Genomic DNA, 16,738 nt, shown 5'->3' on the forward strand with positions numbered 1-16,738 from the left:
CCTCCGCCATAGCCGGCCATCGCGGTGGCGCCCAGGAGTCCAACGATGCTGGTGGTCAGCGAGAGCACAATCGAAGGGTAAGCCTCCGGAAGCAGGAAGTGCCGGATGATCTGCCAGTTCGTGGCACCCATAGCCTGGGCGGCTTCGATGACACCGGGTTTGACTTCGAGCAGACTGGATTCCACCATGCGTGCGATGAACGGGGTGATGTAGATGGTCAATGGCACCAGTGCGGCTTGACTGCCGATACTGGTGCCCACGACGAACCGGGTGAACGGAATGAGCGCGACCAACAAGATAATGAAGGGCACACTGCGGGTGACGTTGATGATGAAGTTCAAGATCGAATAGGCCACCCGGTTTTCCGTTAGTCCGCCGCGCCGGGTCATCACCAACAGCAGGGCGATGGCGATACCTAAAACCGCACCAAAAAGCATGCTCCAGCCCAGCATGTACACCGTTTGGGCACCAGCCAGGAGCAGTCTTTCACCGCTAACACCGAAGAAGTCTTGTTCCATAAAGTCCATTAGAAGCGCACCTGTTCTTTGGTGATCCGGGCGGCATCGATGTGCTCTTCACCGCGGTCAATGGCGTCGTCGCTGCCCACCAGCTGCACGTGGAATACCCCGACCACGGTGTCTTCTAATTGCTCGATGGTGGCACCCAGAATATTGATTTCTAATCCGGTGGTCTGGTTGAGCTTGGACAGCAGAGCATTTTGAGAAGCTACTCCCACTGATCGCAGTCGATAAATGCGCGCATTACGGGGGTCGTTTTTAACTAGGTCCATCACGGCTTCGGGGATTTGGTCATTGATCACCGTTCGGACGAATTCTTGCGTGGTGGCGGTTTGTGGGTTGCCAAACACTTCGATAACCGAGCCTTGTTCCACCACTCGGCCGCCTTCCATCACGGCGACCTTATTGCAAATTCGTTGGACTACTTGCATTTGGTGGGTGATCAATAAAATCGTCACGCCCATTGTTTTGTTGATGCGTTTCAGCAGTTGCAGGATCGCCTCGGTGGTCTTGGGGTCGAGCGCACTTGTGGCCTCATCGCATAACAGTATGTCCGGTTCGGTGGCCAGGGCCCGGGCAATCCCGACACGTTGTTTTTGCCCACCAGATAACTGGCTGACGCGGGCGTCGCGTTTATCGGACAGCTCGACGATGTCTAGCACTTCATCGACCCGCCGGGCTATTTCAGCACGGGACTTGCCTTGCAGCATGAGCGGCATGGCGACGTTGCGGAAGACGGTTTTGGTCTCTAGCAGGTTGAACTGTTGGAACACCATGCCAACGTTGCGGCGACTGGTCAGGAGTTGTTTTTTCGTCATCGCGGTCACGTCATCACCATCAACCATGATGGTTCCGCTATCTGGCTCTTCTAAGCGGTTGACCATGCGGATAAGCGTTGATTTTCCGGCTCCAGAAAACCCAACGATGCCGAAAATATCTGATCGTTCAACCCGGACTGACACGTCAATGAGAGCGTCAATATGGCCAAATTTTCCGGAGTAGCGTTTTGACACTGATTCAAGTGTGATCACTGTACTGCCCTTGTGAGTGTGAGTATCGCAGGTCACTCTACTCAAAGCACCAAGTCATCGCATTTGTTTGGACACAATCAGCAATAGACAGCTTGGATTCCGACGATCCGACTGGCGTGACGTGCTGCGATCGACGTGGTCGGCAGCGTGATGAGATCGATAGCAATGGCGGCGATGAGGGTCGCGGTCAGCAAGAGGGTGGGACCCGCGCTAGGTCAGGTGCAATGGTTCGGATCGCCCGAGCTGTGAGCCTGCCGAGTGAGCCTTGTAGTCGTTTCCTCATGCCACCAGCGCTAGTCTTTAGCTCTTAGAGCGACGCTCTGAACTTGCCCTGCGTGGATGTCGCGTACCCACTCCCAGCCTGGTTTCACGCCCACGGCGATCTCATGGACTATGAGAGCAGCCTGATGGAAAACGCCGGTACCCTGCTGCTCGGCAGGATCACGCATGGCGATTTCGCTTCTTACTGGCCTGCCGTTGCTGCCGATGAGACCCAGGCGGGCGAGGGCACAAAACGCTACGCACACCGGCTGGACCAGATGGACAAATTCGTCGTGTCACGATCCGGCGCCGTCGCGTTCTGGCCGGGAACCCACCGTGTCGAAGACGCAACGGCCATCGAGATCCAGAGGATCAAGGACCGATCTGCCGGTGACGTGATCGTCTACGGCAGTCTCAGTCTGATTGGCGCACTCAATGTGCTGAACCTGATCGATGAGTTCGACTTCATCGTCCCTCCGACCTTGCTCTGCCGGGGAAAACCCATCCTGAATGCAGACCAGCGCCCCAGGTGGAGCTCACGGAGCGCCACCCGTTTTCTTGTGGAGGCGTCCTGCTCCGGTATGCAACATCTAGCCCCGAGTAACCCGGTCGGCAACCACGAAGGTCGGCCCGGTTGCCCGAGCCGACCTTCGTGGTTGTGAGACGTTAGCACTCAGGAAGTGTGACCGCGACGGCCAGTCCACCTCGCGAGGTTTCTTTATATTTATCCATCATGTCAGCACCGGTTTGGCGCATGGTTTCGATAGCTTCGTCGAGGCTGACCTTGTGGCTGCCATCGCCGTGCAGGGCAAGGCGTGCCGCGTTGATCGCTTTGACCGATGCGATGGCATTGCGTTCAATACATGGGATCTGCACGAGCCCACCAATTGGGTCGCACGTCATCCCGAGGTTGTGTTCCAATGCCACTTCAGCGGCGTCCTCCACCTGGGTTGCGGTGCCGCCCATAACAGCCGCCAGTCCTGCGGCTGCCATGGAACATGCCGAACCGACTTCGCCCTGGCATCCGACTTCAGCTCCCGAGATCGAGGCTTGGGTCTTGATGATGATGCCGATGGTCCCTGCGGTGAGCATGAACTCGATGATCTTGTCATCGGTCACATCATCCAGGAACCGGGCATAGTAGTGCATCACCGCTGGGATGATGCCGGCTGCCCCGTTCGTGGGGGCGGTAACCACTCGGCCACCGGAGGCATTTTCCTCGTTGACGGCCAGGGCGTACAGATTGACCCACTCGATACCGCGCAGTGCATCTGTAGTGTCTCCGGTACGCTCTGACGCACCACCCTGGGTGAGTTGCTTATACAGCTTCGGTGCTCGACGGGCAACCTGCAGCCCGCCGGGCAGGGTGGTCTCAGTACGCTCAATGCCGGACTGCACGCAGTCCTGCATGACCTGCCAGATCTTCAACAGCTGCGCACGAATCTCTTCGGGCTCACGCCATTCGATCTCATTTTCCCACGTCAATTCGGCAATCGATTTGTCGTGGACGCGGCACAGTTCTAACAGTTCGTCGGCAGTGCCAAATTGATGGCGGACTTTGCGTTCAGTGGTCAGTGGTTTATCGAGCTCATCCTCGGTCACCACGAATCCGCCACCGATCGAATAGCTGATCTCGGAGGCCAGCTCTTGGCCATCAGCCCCGTAGACCGTGGTTTTCATCCCATTCGGGTGACCCGGTAGAGACTTTTGCAGGTGCAAGATGACGTCCCGGCCTCGATCGAACTCAATCGTTTTGATACCCCCCAACTGCAGGGTGGACGTGGTTTGTACCTGTTCGATGATCCCATCGACTTGATCAGGTTCGATCGTGCCCGGATCGTGCCCGGCCAGACCCAGAATCACCGCGGTATCGGAGTGGTGTCCGATACCGGTGGCTCCCAGTGAGCCAAATAGCTCGACTTTGGCACGCGCGGTAGCCGTCAGAGTGTCGACGTCCAGACCATTGATGAACTGGGCTGTTGCCCGCATGGGGCCAACGGTGTGGGACGAGGAGGGCCCCAAACCAATTGAGAACATGTCCAGCACACTGAGAGCCATGGAGTTATCCTTTCGTACCGGAAAACTCGACCATTGCGTCGAGCAGCCAGTTAGTGACGTGGTCAGCAAATGAAATTCGCGGTGCCAACCACCAGGTGTGTTCGGCAACCCGCCACAAAATCAGCGGAGTTTGGGCGACTTCGGTGACATAGGCTTGGTTGACCTGGAAAGCACGCGGGTGCAGATCCAGCGGACAGGACTTGCGCAGTACCAGTTCAGCAGCCTCACCCGAGACCTCAATGATCGTGCGGTTGGCTGACAGGTCCAGGACCTGACCGGAGTGGTCTCCCAGGGTGCGTTCCAGGGTTTCGGCCAGCCCGGTGTCGGGTTTGTCGATCGCTAGGAATTCATCCGGTGACATCCACACCACCGCCGTAGTCGACGGTTCACCGACGACGTCGCCGACTTTGGCGGGCAGCCCACCAAGGGCTGCTGCCAGCGCGTCATACCCTTCGGTTCCTTGGGTCGCGCGAATGCCGACCTGGGTCGTGAACGGGATTTCGCGCACCGCCACGGCGTCACCGGAGGCGTTGTGTAGTTCTTCACTTCGAGCGGCAAGTGGTGAGCGCCGCAGCTGTTGTACATTAGCCATCTCGACGAGCTCCTTCGGCATCATATAGAACGGTTGGTCCGATTTTCATGGTGACAACTTCGCCGTCAACCAGGGCCTTGAGGCTTTCACCCACGCGGTTAAAACCATTTTTGATCAGCGCTAGACCAAAGGTGCGGCCCAGGGCAGGCGAGTTATACGAGGCGGTGACCCAGCCTTCTTGTGGGACTGGTCCGGCAGCGATATCGATGGGCGTGTCCATGGCCACCAGGGCTTCGCCTTCTTCCAAGCGGAAGGTTGGATCATCCGGGAGCACAGATACCAGCTGCTTGCGGTCTTCGCGGACATTGTCTGCCCGAGAGAAGGAGCGCTTGCCAATGAAATCTTTGTGCTTGGACACGATCCATTCCATGGCGGCGTCCTGCGGGGTCACGGTGCCGTCGGTTTCTTGGCCGACGACGATGAACCCTTTTTCCGCACGCAGCACGTGCATGGTTTCGGTGCCGTACGGGGTGATATTGAATTCGGCACCCGCTTCAGCGACTGCTTCCCACACGGCCAGTGCGTACCAGGATTCTACGGCCAATTCCCAGGCGAGTTCACCCGAGAACGAGATGCGGCTGGCGCGAACCGGAATACCGGAGGCCAGGGTGATATCTCGGAAGGCCATGAACTTGAAGCCTTCTGCGGAGAAGTCTTCGTGCGGTGCCAGTTTCTGCATGACGTCGCGAGATTTTGGTCCAACCACGGCGACGGTCGCGTACTGTTCGGTGACCGAAGTGGCGAACACATCGAGTTCCGGCCACTCGGTTTGGAGCCATTCTTCAATCCATTCCAGGACATCAGCGGCACCCGAGGTGGTCGTGTGCAGGAAGAAGCGGTCTTCAGCTAGACGCAAGGTCACGCCGTCGTCGAAAATCATGCCGTCTGGTGTACACATCACACCGTAGCGACCCATGCCCTCTTTGAGCTTAATGTAGCCGTTCGTGTAGATACGGTTGAGGAACTCGGGGACGTCTTTGCCGCGTAGTTCAATCTTGCCCAATGTTGAGCCATCGAACATGCCCACTGACTCGCGTGCGGCAGCGCACTCACGGTAGACGGCCTCGTCCATGGTCTCGTTGCCCTGAGGGTAGTAACGAGCACGCTTCCACTGTCCGACGTCTTCGAACACCGCGCCGGCAGCCACGTGGGCCGAGTGGATTGGTGTGCCACGCGCGACTTCAAAGAGTTTGCCACGACGACGTCCAGCTAAGGCTGCGAAACCTACCGGTGTGAACGGTGGACGGAAGGTTGTGGTACCAATCTCGGAAAGATCCTCAACACCGAGGATATTTGCCATCACGCCGATAGCAGGCACGCCCGAGGTTTTACCCTGGTCAGCGCCCGTAGAGATCGAGGTATAACGCTTGACGTGCTCAACTGAGGACATCCCGGCACCGGTAGCGCGCAGAATATCGGCGACGGACTGGTCACGCTGCAGATCAACAAAGTGATTGTTGTAGTTATCAGCGTCGTCACCCTCCGGGGATGGAACCATCCACAGCGGGACGACGGGACCGTACGGGCGGTCAATAGCGCGAGCGGCTGTGGCTTCGGTTTCATACCCGGCCGCGGTGGCGGCTGCGGCACCGGCATTGGCACCCGAGGTTAACGCCGAAGCGGTACTGTATTTGCCGATCAGCGCACCAGCCAAGCGCATGTCATGGACAGATTCCACAGCGACGAAGCCCTGGAGTTGAGCATCCCAGTCGATCCGACCGCGACGCTGCGAGTGCAGGTGCACGACGGGCGACCAGCCACCCGAAACCGCCAAGGTGTCGACCTCGATACGCTGGGCTTGGGACGTGTCGAGCTTGCCGCCGTTGAGCGGAGCCACGGTCACGGCATTGAGTTCATTGTCGTCACCGGCGTGGGTGTCGATCACCGCCGAGCCAATCAGCACGTTGACGCCCTCGGATACTGCCTGTTGGGCGGCGGCCGAGGCTGAGGAGCGCGCATCAATAACGGCGACGACTCCCCCGGTCGCGGCAAGCTCAGACACCAGCGGGTAGACCGAGTCGTTGGTGGTGAAGACCGCGATCTGTTGTCCGGCGCGCACAGCGTAGCGGTTCAGGTAAGTGCGCACGGCGGAAGCCAACATGATGCCCGGGCGATCATTATTCGCAAAAACCAGTGGGCGTTCGTGGGCTCCGGTGGCCAACACAACCTGATCGGCGCGCACATGCCAGATGCGCTCACGTGAGATGCCTTCGCCTGGGCTATCGTCCAGGTGGTGGGTGCGACGTTCGACGGCGATCGCATAGTTTTCGTCATAGACACCGGTAACCGTGGTGTCGGTGAGGATCTCGACGTCGTCGGTCGAAGACAGTTTGGTCACGGTGTCGTTGATCCACTGTGGTGCAGGCACGCCGTCGACGATTTCATACGGGGCATCAAGCAGGCTCCCGCCGGCCCATGGCTTTTCGTCCATGAGCATCACGCGAGCACCAGATGCGGCTGCGTTGGCGGCGGCAGAAAGTCCTGCCGGACCGGCCCCGACCACCAATACATCCGTATGGACGTGGACGTGGTCGTAGTAAGCCTGGTCCTGAGCAGGGTCAAGTTTACCTAATCCACGAAGCTGTGTTGCCTTTAATCCGTTGGTCACCGGAACAGTGGTAGAAGTCATCATCGACTCTTCGACGTCACCGGCGTGGCGTGGGGACAGATGAACCAGCGAGTTGGGTTCTTCAACGCCCGCTGCGAACACGCCGCGCGGGCGGTTCCAGTACATCGAATTCGCTGCTGCGCGGGTCCCGGTGGCTAATAGTGCTGAGGCGACCGTATCGCCGCGTAGGGCCTGAGTGGGGTTGCCATCGATTTCGATGTCAACGGTATCGGTGTGGTCCACGACAGCGTGGGGCGCTTGGTCCGGAGCGAGCCGGTATGAGCGCTGTGTGCCGAGTTGCTCACGCATGTGCGTGTCCTGATCTGTGGTGGTGCGTGTCACTTGGTACCTCCGGAAACCTCGGGGCGTGGGGCGCCGACCGGGTAAGTGGCTTTGAATGTGTAGGTGATCGTGTCGCGGACGGCGTTGAACCATTTGCGGCACCCGCCATTATGAACCCAGCGTTCGGCAAAATCGCCTTTCGGGTTATCGCGGTAGAACAAGAATTCGGCCCATTCTCTATCAGAGAGAGCATGGGGGTCTTGTGGATAGGCGACGTGTGCTTCGCCGCCGTAGCCGAATTCGGTTTCATTACGTGGCCCGCAGTACGGGCAATCAATGAGCATCATGGCAATTGCCTTTCTCTAGTGGGCTACGGCTGCGGCGCCGTGTTCGTCGATAAGGTGACCGGTTTCGAAACGCTCGAGGCTAAACGCTGCGTTGATCTCGTGAGGTTCATCGTGAGCGATCGTGTGAGCCATCGCGTAGCCTGCTCCCGGAGTGCCCTTGAAGCCGCCGGTACCCCAACCGCAGTTGACATACAGACCATCGACCTCAGTTTTGGACACGATTGGTGAAGCATCCGGGGTCGTGTCCACAATGCCGCCCCAGGTACGCAGCACATGTGCGCGAGCGAAAATTGGGAACAGCTCGACCGCCGCGGCCATCTGCTCCTGGATCACATGGAACGCACCACGTTGACCAAAGCCGTTGTAGGTGTCGATACCCGCACCCATCACCAGCTCACCCTTGTGGGCTTGAGAAACATAGACGTGGATATGGTTGGACATAACTACGGTCGGGTGGACCGGTTCAAATAGCTCTGAAACCAGCGCCTGCAGCGGGTGCGATTGGATTGGCAGTTTCACACCGGCCATTTCGGCCAGTTGCGAGGAGTGCCCAGCACCGCACAGAGCAACCTGTCCCGCGGAGATCTTTCCGCGAGTGGTTTCCACCCCGGTGACACGTCCGTTTTCAACCAGGATGTCGGTGACTTCAGTGTTCTGGATGATGTCAATGCCAGCAGCATCAGCAGAGCGAGCCAGGGCCCAGGCGACATGATCGTGCTTAGCGATGCCGGCGCGTGGCTGGTAGGTCGCACCCATAATTGGATAGCGGATGTTATCCGAGATGTTGATGATCGGGCAGACTTCTTTGACCTCTTGCGGCGTCAACCATTCGGCATCCACACCGTTGAGCTGGTTGGCTTTGACACGGCGCACCGAGTCGCGGACTTCCGAGACATGGTGAGCCAGGTTCATGACGCCGCGCTGAGAGAACAAGAAGTCGTAGTCAAGCTCTTCCGGGAGCTCTTCCCAGAGCTTCAACGAGGTTTCATACATCAGGCTGGATTCATCCCAGAGGTAGTTGGAACGAATGATGGTCGTATTTCGAGCCATATTGCCGCCGCCCAGCCAGCCTTTATCGATTACCGCGACATTAGTAATGCCGTGTCGGGCAGCGAGGTAGTGGGCGGTGGCAAGTCCGTGGCCACCGGCGCCCACGATGATCACATCGTAGGAGGACTTGGGCTCTGGATTATGCCACAGAAATTCAGGGTGCTGTGGGAGGAGTTCTGCCATGGTTATGCTCCGAACGGTTCAAGGTTGGGGTACAACGGGTGAGCATCGGCCAGCGCTTGAACGCGGTAGGCCAGCTCTGGAAGTGCATCACGATTGCCGGTAGCCCCGGCAATCAAAGTTTCAGCGATAATGTCGGCGACTTCTTCGAATGCTTCAGTGCTAAAGCCGCGGGTGGTCAACGCTGGGGTGCCGATGCGCAGACCAGAGGTCGTCATTGGTGGGCGGGGATCCCAAGGAACGGCATTGCGGTTGACGGTAATATCGACTTCCTCCAGGAGGTCTTCGCCCTGCTTGCCGTCGAGTTCTGAATTGCGCAGATCAACGAGCACCAGGTGGACATCCGTTCCACCGGTCAGTACGGAGATACCAACGTCGGCAACGTCTTGCTGTGATAGGCGATCCGCCAGGATTCTGGCACCTTCCAGAGTGCGACGCTGCCGCTCGGCAAATTCTTCCTCGCCAGCCACTTTGAAGGCAACAGCTTTACCTGCGATCACGTGCATCAACGGGCCGCCCTGTTGACCAGGGAAGACGGCTGAGTTGATCTTCTTAGAGATTTCAGCATCGTTGGTCAAGATGATGCCGCCTCGAGGCCCGGCCAGGGTTTTGTGCGTCGTCGATGAGACAACGTGGGCGTGTGGAACGGGTGAGGGGTGCAGTCCGGCTGCTACCAGTCCGGCGAAGTGGGCCATGTCGACGAACAGGTAAGCGCCGACTTCATCCGCGATTTCGCGGAAGCGGGCGAAGTCGAGCTGGCGAGGATATGCCGACCAGCCTGCAACGATCATCTTCGGCTGGTGTTCGCGAGCTAGGCTAGCGACTTCATCCATATCAACTTCGTAGGTATTTTCATCGACCGAGTACGGCACAATGTTGTATAGGCGGCCCGAGAAGTTCAGCTTCATCCCGTGAGTCAGGTGTCCACCGTGAGCCAGGTTCAAGCCCATCACGGTATCGCCCGGACGAATGAGCGCGTGCATGACTGCGCTATTGGCCTGTGCCCCGGAGTGGGGCTGGACATTGGCGAACTGGGCACCAAAAAGACTCTTGACACGTTCGATGGCGAGACGTTCTACCGAGTCGGCGTGTTCACAGCCACCGTAGTAACGGCGTCCTGGATAACCTTCTGCGTATTTGTTGGTCAGCACCGATCCCTGCGCTTGCATGACTGCTAGCGGCGTGTGGTTTTCCGAGGCGATCATTTCGAGACCGCGTTGCTGACGGTCTAGTTCTTGGTTAATAAATCCAGCGATTTCTGGATCGAGGTCTGCCAGATCTTCGGTCAGCGATGGTGCAACCTGTGAGGTGATACTAGTCATGTATTTTCCTTCAAAAAGTCCTGAACGACATTTGATATATCAGTTACCGATCACAGACTATGATGAACATCACAGGCATGTCAAGTGCTTACCCAAAAATCTTTGAGACGCTGCGGATTCCACGCAAGTAGTGCACAATAAGGAGCAATGAAAGGACACTGATGACCACGCTGGACACTGTCAACACGAACAGCGAGTCTCTGTCGACTCGCGCCTATCGCATCCTGCTAGACCGCCTCATCATGCTGGACATTCAGCCCGGGGAACCCATTATGGAAAAGCACCTAGCCGAGGAAATGGGGGTGGGTCGTACGCCTCTACGTGAGGCACTCAAGCGCCTTGAGTCGGACCACCTCGTCGTCACCTATCCGCGTCGAGGTACGTTTGCCAGCCAGGTGGATGTAACCGAACTTGCTCATGTCTCCGAAGTTCGTCAAGCCCTAGAACCCCTGGCCGCGCGTCGCGCCGCAGAGGTCAACGGCGGTGAGATGAGGGAGCAGCTTCTCGAAGTCTTGGATGAACTCAAAAGCCTCGACCCAAATCAATCGCAGCGCGACTTACTGTCTTACGACCTGTCAGTGCACCGACTCATCTACAGCGTGACCCACAATGAGCACCTGTCAGAGACCCTGATTCGACTGGACAATATCGCCACTCGCATTTGGGCGGCACTGTCGGACCGCCTACCTTCGCTCCACTCACACATTGTCGAGCACACCGAACTACTCAAACAGATCGTCGCCGGCGATGCCGAAGCCGCCGAGCAGACAGCGTCAGAACACGTGAAAAACTTCTACACCATGGTGCGCGAAGCCCTGTAAGACGGCCCCTGCAGTCACGCCCGGCCTCATCCGATAGAGGCCCGGTTTTTCTTGCCTCAAACCCTTCGATCGCACACAACCTCTAAGCCCCCTTGACAGTAATGTGCATCACATTCTACTGTGGTGCAACAGCGTTGCAAGAGTTGCAACTATTGATGCTACGGCGGTGAAGAATGTCTGAACCAAGCGCTCCGACCTTCAAAGAAGATTTAGGTCCAACGCTTTCGGGCCAAGAACGTCCACATCCTGGGGGGATCGGAACCAAAGCACGTCGCAAAGTTATTGTGGCGAGTTTCATTGGCAACTTTGTCGAATGGTTTGATTACGGCGCATACAGCTATCTGGCTGTTGTCATTGCTGCCGTATTCTTCCCGTCAGACAACCTTACCGAAGGATTAATCTGGACGTTTGCGTTGTTTGCGGTGTCTTTCCTTGTACGGCCGCTCGGTGGGTTCATCTGGGGCCACATCGGCGACCGGGTCGGCCGACGCAACGCACTAGCATGGTCCATTCTGATTATGAGTGCCTCCACTGTCTGCATCGGATTGCTACCCGGTGCGGCCACACTCGGCTTATGGGCCCCGGCATTACTGTTACTTTTCCGCGTGCTGCAAGGATTCAGCGCATCGGGAGAATACGCCGGAGCATCGGCATACCTCGTCGAGTATGCGCCTAAAGGCAAACGCGGCATTTACGCAGCCGTCGTGCCAGGATCGACCGCAGCAGGTCTACTATTCGGCTCGCTCATGGCAACCACGCTGACTGCGTCACTGACGACCGCAGAGATGGAATCATGGGGCTGGAGGCTTCCTTTCCTCCTGGCAGCTCCACTTGGGCTCATCGGCGTATATATCCGTCGAAAACTAGAGGACTCCCCTGTCTTCCAGGAAATGGCACAAGAAGATGAAGCCGTCAAAGCACCTGTATGGGCCCTGTTCCGTGACCACTGGCGTGCACTAGTTCGTGCCACAGCAGCAGTGCTGCTCAATGCCGTAGGTTTCTATGTCATCTTGACCTACATGCCGACCTACTTGTCCCAGACCATCGGGCTTGATCTCACTACAGCCAACGTCACTACCACCATATCGCTGATCACCTACATTGGATTCATCTTCCTCACAGGACATCTATCTGACCGCTTTGGGCGCCGCAAAATTCTCATGAGTGCTTCTGTACTGTTCATCCTGCTCACCGTGCCCGCATTCTTACTGCTCGGCACAGGTAGTGTAGTGGTGATTCTGCTGGTCCAAGTCCTGCTAGGCGCCATGCTGACACTCAATGACGGCAGCCTGGCCAGTTTCCTCGCAGAGAGCTTCCCCACCCGAGTACGTTACTCCGGCTTCGCTGTGTCATTCAACGTGGGTAACGCGATCTTTGGCGGAACCGCCCCGGCTATTGCAACTTTGCTAATTGCTAGCACTGGCAGCGCCATTGCTCCGGGCTGGTACCTGATGGGCGCAGCTGTTATCGCGCTGATAGCTGTCTGGCTCTCACCAGAAACAAGCCACAAAGAACTCGAAGACTGCTAAGCATCTTGTAGTCCCCAACTCGGGCCGACTTTGTTCAGAGTGCACTACACGGTGACTCGAGCGAATTCGGCCCGAAATATTATGTGGTGTAATTGTGGCAAGGTAAATTCTGGCATTCGACCAAAAGATCTCCGTTGGTGCTCGACGTCAAGCTTAGAGGTTACACCCAGCAAGAGGTCATCACGTTGTGTGCGGCTGAACTGTCCAAAGCCGAGCGCACGAGCAACGAAAGCATCCAACCAGGCGTTTTGCACCTCCGATAAGTGCGGGGTGTAGTGGCCTAGCACGATCAAGAAATAGTCCCAAGCCGGGGTGGGTACCCCATCGGTGGTCAATAATGCATCGCGCTGTTGCTGCGACGCCGGATCAACATCCGCTGCACTGTTGATGCCTGCGTCCAGCAACGCACCAGCGGCGGTCATCAACCTGTCGATTTGGTATTGTTCGGCAACGAAATCTGCCAACCCAAAAGGACCTAGCGTGGCAAGGAGTCGCATCATATTGGCCGGGCCCCGAAAAGCTTTATACGCTCTGAGCCGCGGCAGCACCCCGGCCCCATAGGCGCCGTCTGCTTCGGCCCCGATGCTCAAGATCGTGTCCATAAGCGCGACTTCTACGGCGGTTGTCCAATTCCCGGTGGCACCGTTAAACGGACGTGCCCCGGTTCTAGTGGCTGCTTCGGCTAGTGCGGTGAGATCAGTCTCGGTGGGAGAAGCCATGAAATTCGCTTTCATTTCTGACAATACAGGGCACGGCTTCATCCTATACCTGCAGCACAACTTCACGAGCGCTATATAGTCGCTTCTCAACCATGACTCAGGTCAGGGCTGTGACGTAAGATTCTTAAGTGTTCCCACATCAAAGGAGATCCATGAGTGCCCCTCGCAACTCGGTAGTTCATAACGTTATCGACGTCTTGCGATGCTTTTCATCCGAGTATCCCCTGGTGGGCGTCACAGAGATAGCTGATCGAGTCGGGTTACATAAATCCTCGGTTTCTCGCCTATTAACCACTCTGGAAGCCGAGGGGTGGGTCGAGCAGGATTCCATCACTCGGCGATACCAGCTCGGGCTCGGACTGATTGCCATTGCCGGACCATTGCTGGCAAATCTCAACGTCCGGCAAGTGGCTTATCCATATCTGCAGGAATTGGCTGAAACAACGAAAGAAACCGCAGTTTTAGCGGTGTGGCAAGGGTCCGTGGCAGTCACGGTCGAACAAATCGCTTCCGATCGCACAGTCAAACATACTTCCCCACTAGGCGCGCGTTACGCATCAACGGGTTCAGCCTCGGTGCAGGTCTTCCTGGCCGAAATGTCCGATGAACAGGTCACCACATTGTTGGATGAAGGCACCATCGAGTTGCAGCATGGATGGACGCGAGCAAAATTGCGTAAACGGCTCGAGGCGGTCCGCAAGCAAGGGTATGCCACGAACTTGCAAGAAACCTTTGATGACGAAGTGGGGATTGCTGCACCGGTCTACGATCATCGGCGCGAAGTCGTCGCTGCGGTCTTGATCGCCGCGCCCTCCTATCGGAGTGATGAGCAGACCACCCAGGCGTTGATAGACCAGTGCGTGGCGACCGCAGCAAAGATTTCCACCCGGATGGGAAATCCAGACTCGCAATAACCGCGAGACTGGATTGTCTTGTGTTGCACATTAGTCGATTGCGGTTGGCACCACGAGCACGGGCGTGACAGCACGGTTCAACACCGCCTGGCTCACGGACCCCAAGAGCAAACCGGCAAATCCACCACGACCGCGTGTACCCACGACTGCCATGTCGGCGGTGCGCGACGCCTCTGCTAATGCATCTGCAGGTGAAGCATCAAAGAAACGCCAATGCACCTCAACGGAGCTTTGTTCGGCAACCTGTTCGGCAACCTTTGCCAGGCGCTTGGCGACATCTTTGCGCAGGTCTGGCACCTCTGCTTGATAAATTGGTGAGACAGGCATCCACATGCTGCCAGTGAAAGGTTGGGCCGTAACCAACGTCAGAGATTTGCCTAACACTTGGGCATGTTTTGCTGCATGCAATGACAATTCCACCGGGTAGGCATCCAGGTCGACGCCCACGACAACGGTTCCACTAAAGTTAGTAGGGTCACCATCATCCTGGGATGATAGGACTCCGAACTCCGACAATTCTGGACTGCCCGATAACCGTGCAAATTGCGTTTCCAAGTGCTCACCGGAGTGGCGTTTTTCTGGAATAACCAAGGTCGGGCATTTAGCATGCGAAGCAACCGAGGCCGAAACGCTCCCCAAAAAGCGACCAGCAAACCGGCTGCGTCCACGCTTGCCCACCACCACGAGCACCGCGTCTTGGGAAGCCTTGATGAGTGCACCGGCTGCATCACTTTCGATCGTGGTGCCGCTGATGCCAAGCTCGGAATCATCGACGGTAGCTACCAAGTCATTAATAACCGCCTGGGCATTTTCTTGAGCCAGGCCTTGGGTGTTCTCTGGAAGATACTCGTATCCTGGTTCGGTGTAAGCCGCAATGACTCGCAAGCCGTAACCAAATTTCTGGGCAATTTCAACGGCAACGTCGAATGCTCGTTCGCTGTTTTCTGATCCGTCCACACCAACGACGACAGTACCTGTTGCTGGATGCTCTGCGATGTGTCTCATATCACCACTTTAGCAAGCTCCCCTGAAACATAATAGGCTGCTGAGTAGCAACGAGAGGCCAACGAACGGTTCTTCCGGCGATGAATGTCAAAGGTGGGCTCGGTGCGGAGGCACCCTATGGTCTATGCTTATCGTTCGTGAATGCTGTAGTTATTTCCGTGGCCGTCATGCTTCTACTAGCACTGTTGAGGGTTCACGTAGTTATCGCCCTCTTTATCGGTGCCCTTGCTGGCGGCCTCATGGCCGGCATGGGACTAGAAGGCACGATGCTGGCCTTCGAATCAGGTCTTGGCGACGGGGCCAAAATCGCCCTATCCTATGCCCTCCTCGGGGCGTTCGCGATGGCAGTTGCTGCTTCCGGTTTGCCCAAAGCTTTAGCCGATGCGTTAATTCGCAAGTTAGATGCGAATGCCGACGGAGCCTCTGAAAAAGTTATCACGATAACCACCTACCTGGTCATCGGTGGGATCCTGGCGATGTCCATCATGTCGCAGAACCTCATACCCGTTCATATTGCGTTCATCCCATTGCTCATACCACCGCTGTTGACCGTATTCAATCGGTTGAACCTGGATCGTCGACTCGTCGCCTGCGTTCTGACCTTTGGTCTGGTGACCACTTACATGCTGTTACCGGTGGGCTTCGGTAAAATCTTTTTGGAAGATATTCTGCTGAGCAACATCGAACGTGCGGGCTTGGACACCTCGGGGATCAACATTGTGCAAGTCATGGCCATCCCCGCTCTGGGCATGGTCGCCGGGTTACTCATCGCCGTATTTATTAGCTACCGCAAACCACGCCAATACGAAGAACGCCCGCTGGCAGGCGGCACAATTGTTCAACCAACGCCGACCCGCTATAACCTCATCATGTCGATCGTAGCTATCGTGGTTACCTTTGCCATCCAGCTCATTGTGCAGTTCAGCGGTTCTGAAGCCGATGGCCTGCTTTTGGGGTCACTGGTCGGTCTCGGCATCTTCCTGCTGTCCGGTGTTGTCGAATGGAATAAGGCCGACGACGTCTTCACCTCAGGTATGCGCATGATGGCGCTGATCGGATTTGTCATGATCTCGGCGCAAGGCTTTGCCGCAGTGATCAACGAATCGAATCAGATCGAACCACTGGTCGCCGTCGTCCAAGAATTCTTCGGTGGAAACAAGGCCATGGCAGCACTGGCCATGCTCGTGGTTGGGCTGATTGTGACCATGGGCATCGGCTCATCATTTTCGACCCTGCCAATTATCGCCGCGATTTACGTCCCATTGTGTATCTCACTCGATTTCTCGATGGCAGCTACCGTGGCACTCGTTGGTGCGGCTGGCGCCCTGGGCGATGCTGGCTCCCCCGCTTCCGACTCCACACTGGGCTCCACCGCAGGATTAGCAGCCGATGGCCAACACGACCACATGCGAGATACTGTCATTCCGACCTTCATTCACTACAACATCCCGCTGACCGCTTCTGGTTGGGTTGCTGCGATGGTCCTCTAAGCATCGACCAG

At 57.0% G+C, this 16,738-nt stretch carries 15 protein-coding genes; 5 read left to right on the top strand and 10 right to left on the bottom strand.

Annotated elements, in window-relative coordinates; all coding sequences use genetic code 11:
* Window positions 1-527, bottom strand: a 527-nt coding sequence (locus tag FB556_RS00005) for a methionine ABC transporter permease (RefSeq protein ID WP_211343931.1), incomplete at its 3' end; no start/stop codon positions are given.
* Entirely contained in the window at window positions 527-1,531 is a 1,005-nt protein-coding gene (locus FB556_RS00010; protein WP_211343932.1) for a methionine ABC transporter ATP-binding protein, read from the bottom strand. The genes FB556_RS00005 and FB556_RS00010, both read right to left, overlap by 1 nt.
* Before the next feature lie 404 nt (window positions 1,532-1,935).
* Between FB556_RS00010 and FB556_RS00015 the strand changes: the two genes are divergently transcribed.
* Window positions 1,936-2,472, top strand: a complete 537-nt coding sequence (locus FB556_RS00015) for a dihydrofolate reductase family protein (protein WP_141863597.1) — start codon at window positions 1,936-1,938, stop codon at window positions 2,470-2,472.
* Between the two features lie 4 nt (window positions 2,473-2,476).
* On the opposite strand, the gene FB556_RS00020 is transcribed toward FB556_RS00015, so the two are convergent.
* From FB556_RS00020 to glyA, 6 genes are read right to left on the bottom strand one after another with little or no spacing between them, the layout of a single operon-like run.
* Window positions 2,477-3,868, bottom strand: a complete 1,392-nt coding sequence (locus FB556_RS00020; protein WP_141863599.1) for an L-serine ammonia-lyase — start codon at window positions 3,866-3,868, stop codon at window positions 2,477-2,479.
* A gap of 4 nt (window positions 3,869-3,872) precedes the next feature.
* Complete coding sequence (locus FB556_RS00025; RefSeq protein ID WP_235604988.1) at window positions 3,873-4,460, bottom strand: sarcosine oxidase subunit gamma; 588 nt, start codon at window positions 4,458-4,460, stop codon at window positions 3,873-3,875.
* Entirely contained in the window at window positions 4,453-7,377 is a 2,925-nt protein-coding gene (locus FB556_RS00030) for a 2Fe-2S iron-sulfur cluster-binding protein (RefSeq protein ID WP_141865200.1), read from the bottom strand. Before FB556_RS00030 ends, FB556_RS00025 begins: the two co-directional genes overlap by 8 nt.
* 29 nt (window positions 7,378-7,406) lie before the next feature.
* Complete coding sequence (locus tag FB556_RS00035; RefSeq protein ID WP_043058797.1) at window positions 7,407-7,697, bottom strand: sarcosine oxidase subunit delta; 291 nt, start codon at window positions 7,695-7,697, stop codon at window positions 7,407-7,409.
* Window positions 7,698-7,712: 15 nt separating this feature from the next.
* Entirely contained in the window at window positions 7,713-8,930 is a 1,218-nt protein-coding gene (locus FB556_RS00040) for a sarcosine oxidase subunit beta family protein (RefSeq protein WP_141863601.1), read from the bottom strand.
* 2 nt (window positions 8,931-8,932) lie between these two features.
* The gene (glyA, locus tag FB556_RS00045) at window positions 8,933-10,249 is read right to left on the bottom strand and encodes a serine hydroxymethyltransferase (RefSeq protein WP_141863603.1); all 1,317 of its coding nucleotides are present in this window, start codon (window positions 10,247-10,249) and stop codon (window positions 8,933-8,935) included.
* 161 nt (window positions 10,250-10,410) lie between these two features.
* Between glyA and FB556_RS00050 the strand changes: the two genes are divergently transcribed.
* Both FB556_RS00050 and FB556_RS00055 read left to right on the top strand, forming a co-directional pair.
* Window positions 10,411-11,070, top strand: coding sequence for a GntR family transcriptional regulator (locus tag FB556_RS00050; RefSeq protein WP_141863605.1), 660 nt, complete (start codon window positions 10,411-10,413; stop codon window positions 11,068-11,070).
* Between the two features lie 173 nt (window positions 11,071-11,243).
* Window positions 11,244-12,599, top strand: coding sequence for an MFS transporter (locus FB556_RS00055; protein ID WP_141863607.1), 1,356 nt, complete (start codon window positions 11,244-11,246; stop codon window positions 12,597-12,599).
* Between the two features lie 44 nt (window positions 12,600-12,643).
* Here FB556_RS00055 and FB556_RS00060 read toward each other — a convergent pair whose 3' ends face one another.
* The gene (locus FB556_RS00060; RefSeq protein WP_141863609.1) at window positions 12,644-13,318 is read right to left on the bottom strand and encodes a hypothetical protein; all 675 of its coding nucleotides are present in this window, start codon (window positions 13,316-13,318) and stop codon (window positions 12,644-12,646) included.
* 152 nt (window positions 13,319-13,470) lie between these two features.
* Between FB556_RS00060 and FB556_RS00065 the strand changes: the two genes are divergently transcribed.
* On the top strand, window positions 13,471-14,232 hold the full coding sequence (locus FB556_RS00065; protein WP_141863611.1) for an IclR family transcriptional regulator: 762 nt from the start codon (window positions 13,471-13,473) through the stop codon (window positions 14,230-14,232).
* Between the two features lie 30 nt (window positions 14,233-14,262).
* Here the strand turns inward: FB556_RS00065 and FB556_RS00070 are convergent, their stop codons facing one another.
* On the bottom strand, window positions 14,263-15,237 hold the full coding sequence (locus tag FB556_RS00070) for a universal stress protein (protein WP_141863613.1): 975 nt from the start codon (window positions 15,235-15,237) through the stop codon (window positions 14,263-14,265).
* Window positions 15,238-15,374: 137 nt separating this feature from the next.
* On the opposite strand from FB556_RS00070, the gene FB556_RS00075 reads away from it, so the two are divergent.
* A complete protein-coding gene (locus FB556_RS00075; RefSeq protein WP_141863615.1) occupies window positions 15,375-16,727 on the top strand; it encodes a Na+/H+ antiporter family protein in 1,353 nt (450 codons plus the stop codon).
* The last annotated feature ends 11 nt before the right edge of the window (window positions 16,728-16,738 follow it).

The sequence above is a fragment of the Enteractinococcus coprophilus genome, assembly GCF_006716305.1.
GTDB lineage: Bacteria > Actinomycetota > Actinomycetes > Actinomycetales > Micrococcaceae > Yaniella > Yaniella coprophila.

What these genes read in the sequence shown, in the direction of transcription:
- FB556_RS00015 (WP_141863597.1), top strand. Translation starts at nt 1,936, where the DNA reads ATGGACTATGAGAGCAGCCTGATGGAAAACGCCGGTACCCTGCTGCTC.
- FB556_RS00020 (WP_141863599.1), bottom strand. Translation starts at nt 3,868, where the DNA reads ATGGCTCTCAGTGTGCTGGACATGTTCTCAATTGGTTTGGGGCCCTCC.
- FB556_RS00025 (WP_235604988.1), bottom strand. Translation starts at nt 4,460, where the DNA reads ATGGCTAATGTACAACAGCTGCGGCGCTCACCACTTGCCGCTCGAAGT.
- FB556_RS00030 (WP_141865200.1), bottom strand. Translation starts at nt 7,377, where the DNA reads ATGCGTGAGCAACTCGGCACACAGCGCTCATACCGGCTCGCTCCGGAC.
- FB556_RS00035 (WP_043058797.1), bottom strand. Translation starts at nt 7,697, where the DNA reads ATGATGCTCATTGATTGCCCGTACTGCGGGCCACGTAATGAAACCGAA.
- FB556_RS00040 (WP_141863601.1), bottom strand. Translation starts at nt 8,930, where the DNA reads ATGGCAGAACTCCTCCCACAGCACCCTGAATTTCTGTGGCATAATCCA.
- glyA (WP_141863603.1), bottom strand. Translation starts at nt 10,249, where the DNA reads ATGACTAGTATCACCTCACAGGTTGCACCATCGCTGACCGAAGATCTG.
- FB556_RS00050 (WP_141863605.1), top strand. Translation starts at nt 10,411, where the DNA reads ATGACCACGCTGGACACTGTCAACACGAACAGCGAGTCTCTGTCGACT.
- FB556_RS00055 (WP_141863607.1), top strand. Translation starts at nt 11,244, where the DNA reads ATGTCTGAACCAAGCGCTCCGACCTTCAAAGAAGATTTAGGTCCAACG.
- FB556_RS00060 (WP_141863609.1), bottom strand. Translation starts at nt 13,318, where the DNA reads ATGGCTTCTCCCACCGAGACTGATCTCACCGCACTAGCCGAAGCAGCC.
- FB556_RS00065 (WP_141863611.1), top strand. Translation starts at nt 13,471, where the DNA reads ATGAGTGCCCCTCGCAACTCGGTAGTTCATAACGTTATCGACGTCTTG.
- FB556_RS00070 (WP_141863613.1), bottom strand. Translation starts at nt 15,237, where the DNA reads ATGAGACACATCGCAGAGCATCCAGCAACAGGTACTGTCGTCGTTGGT.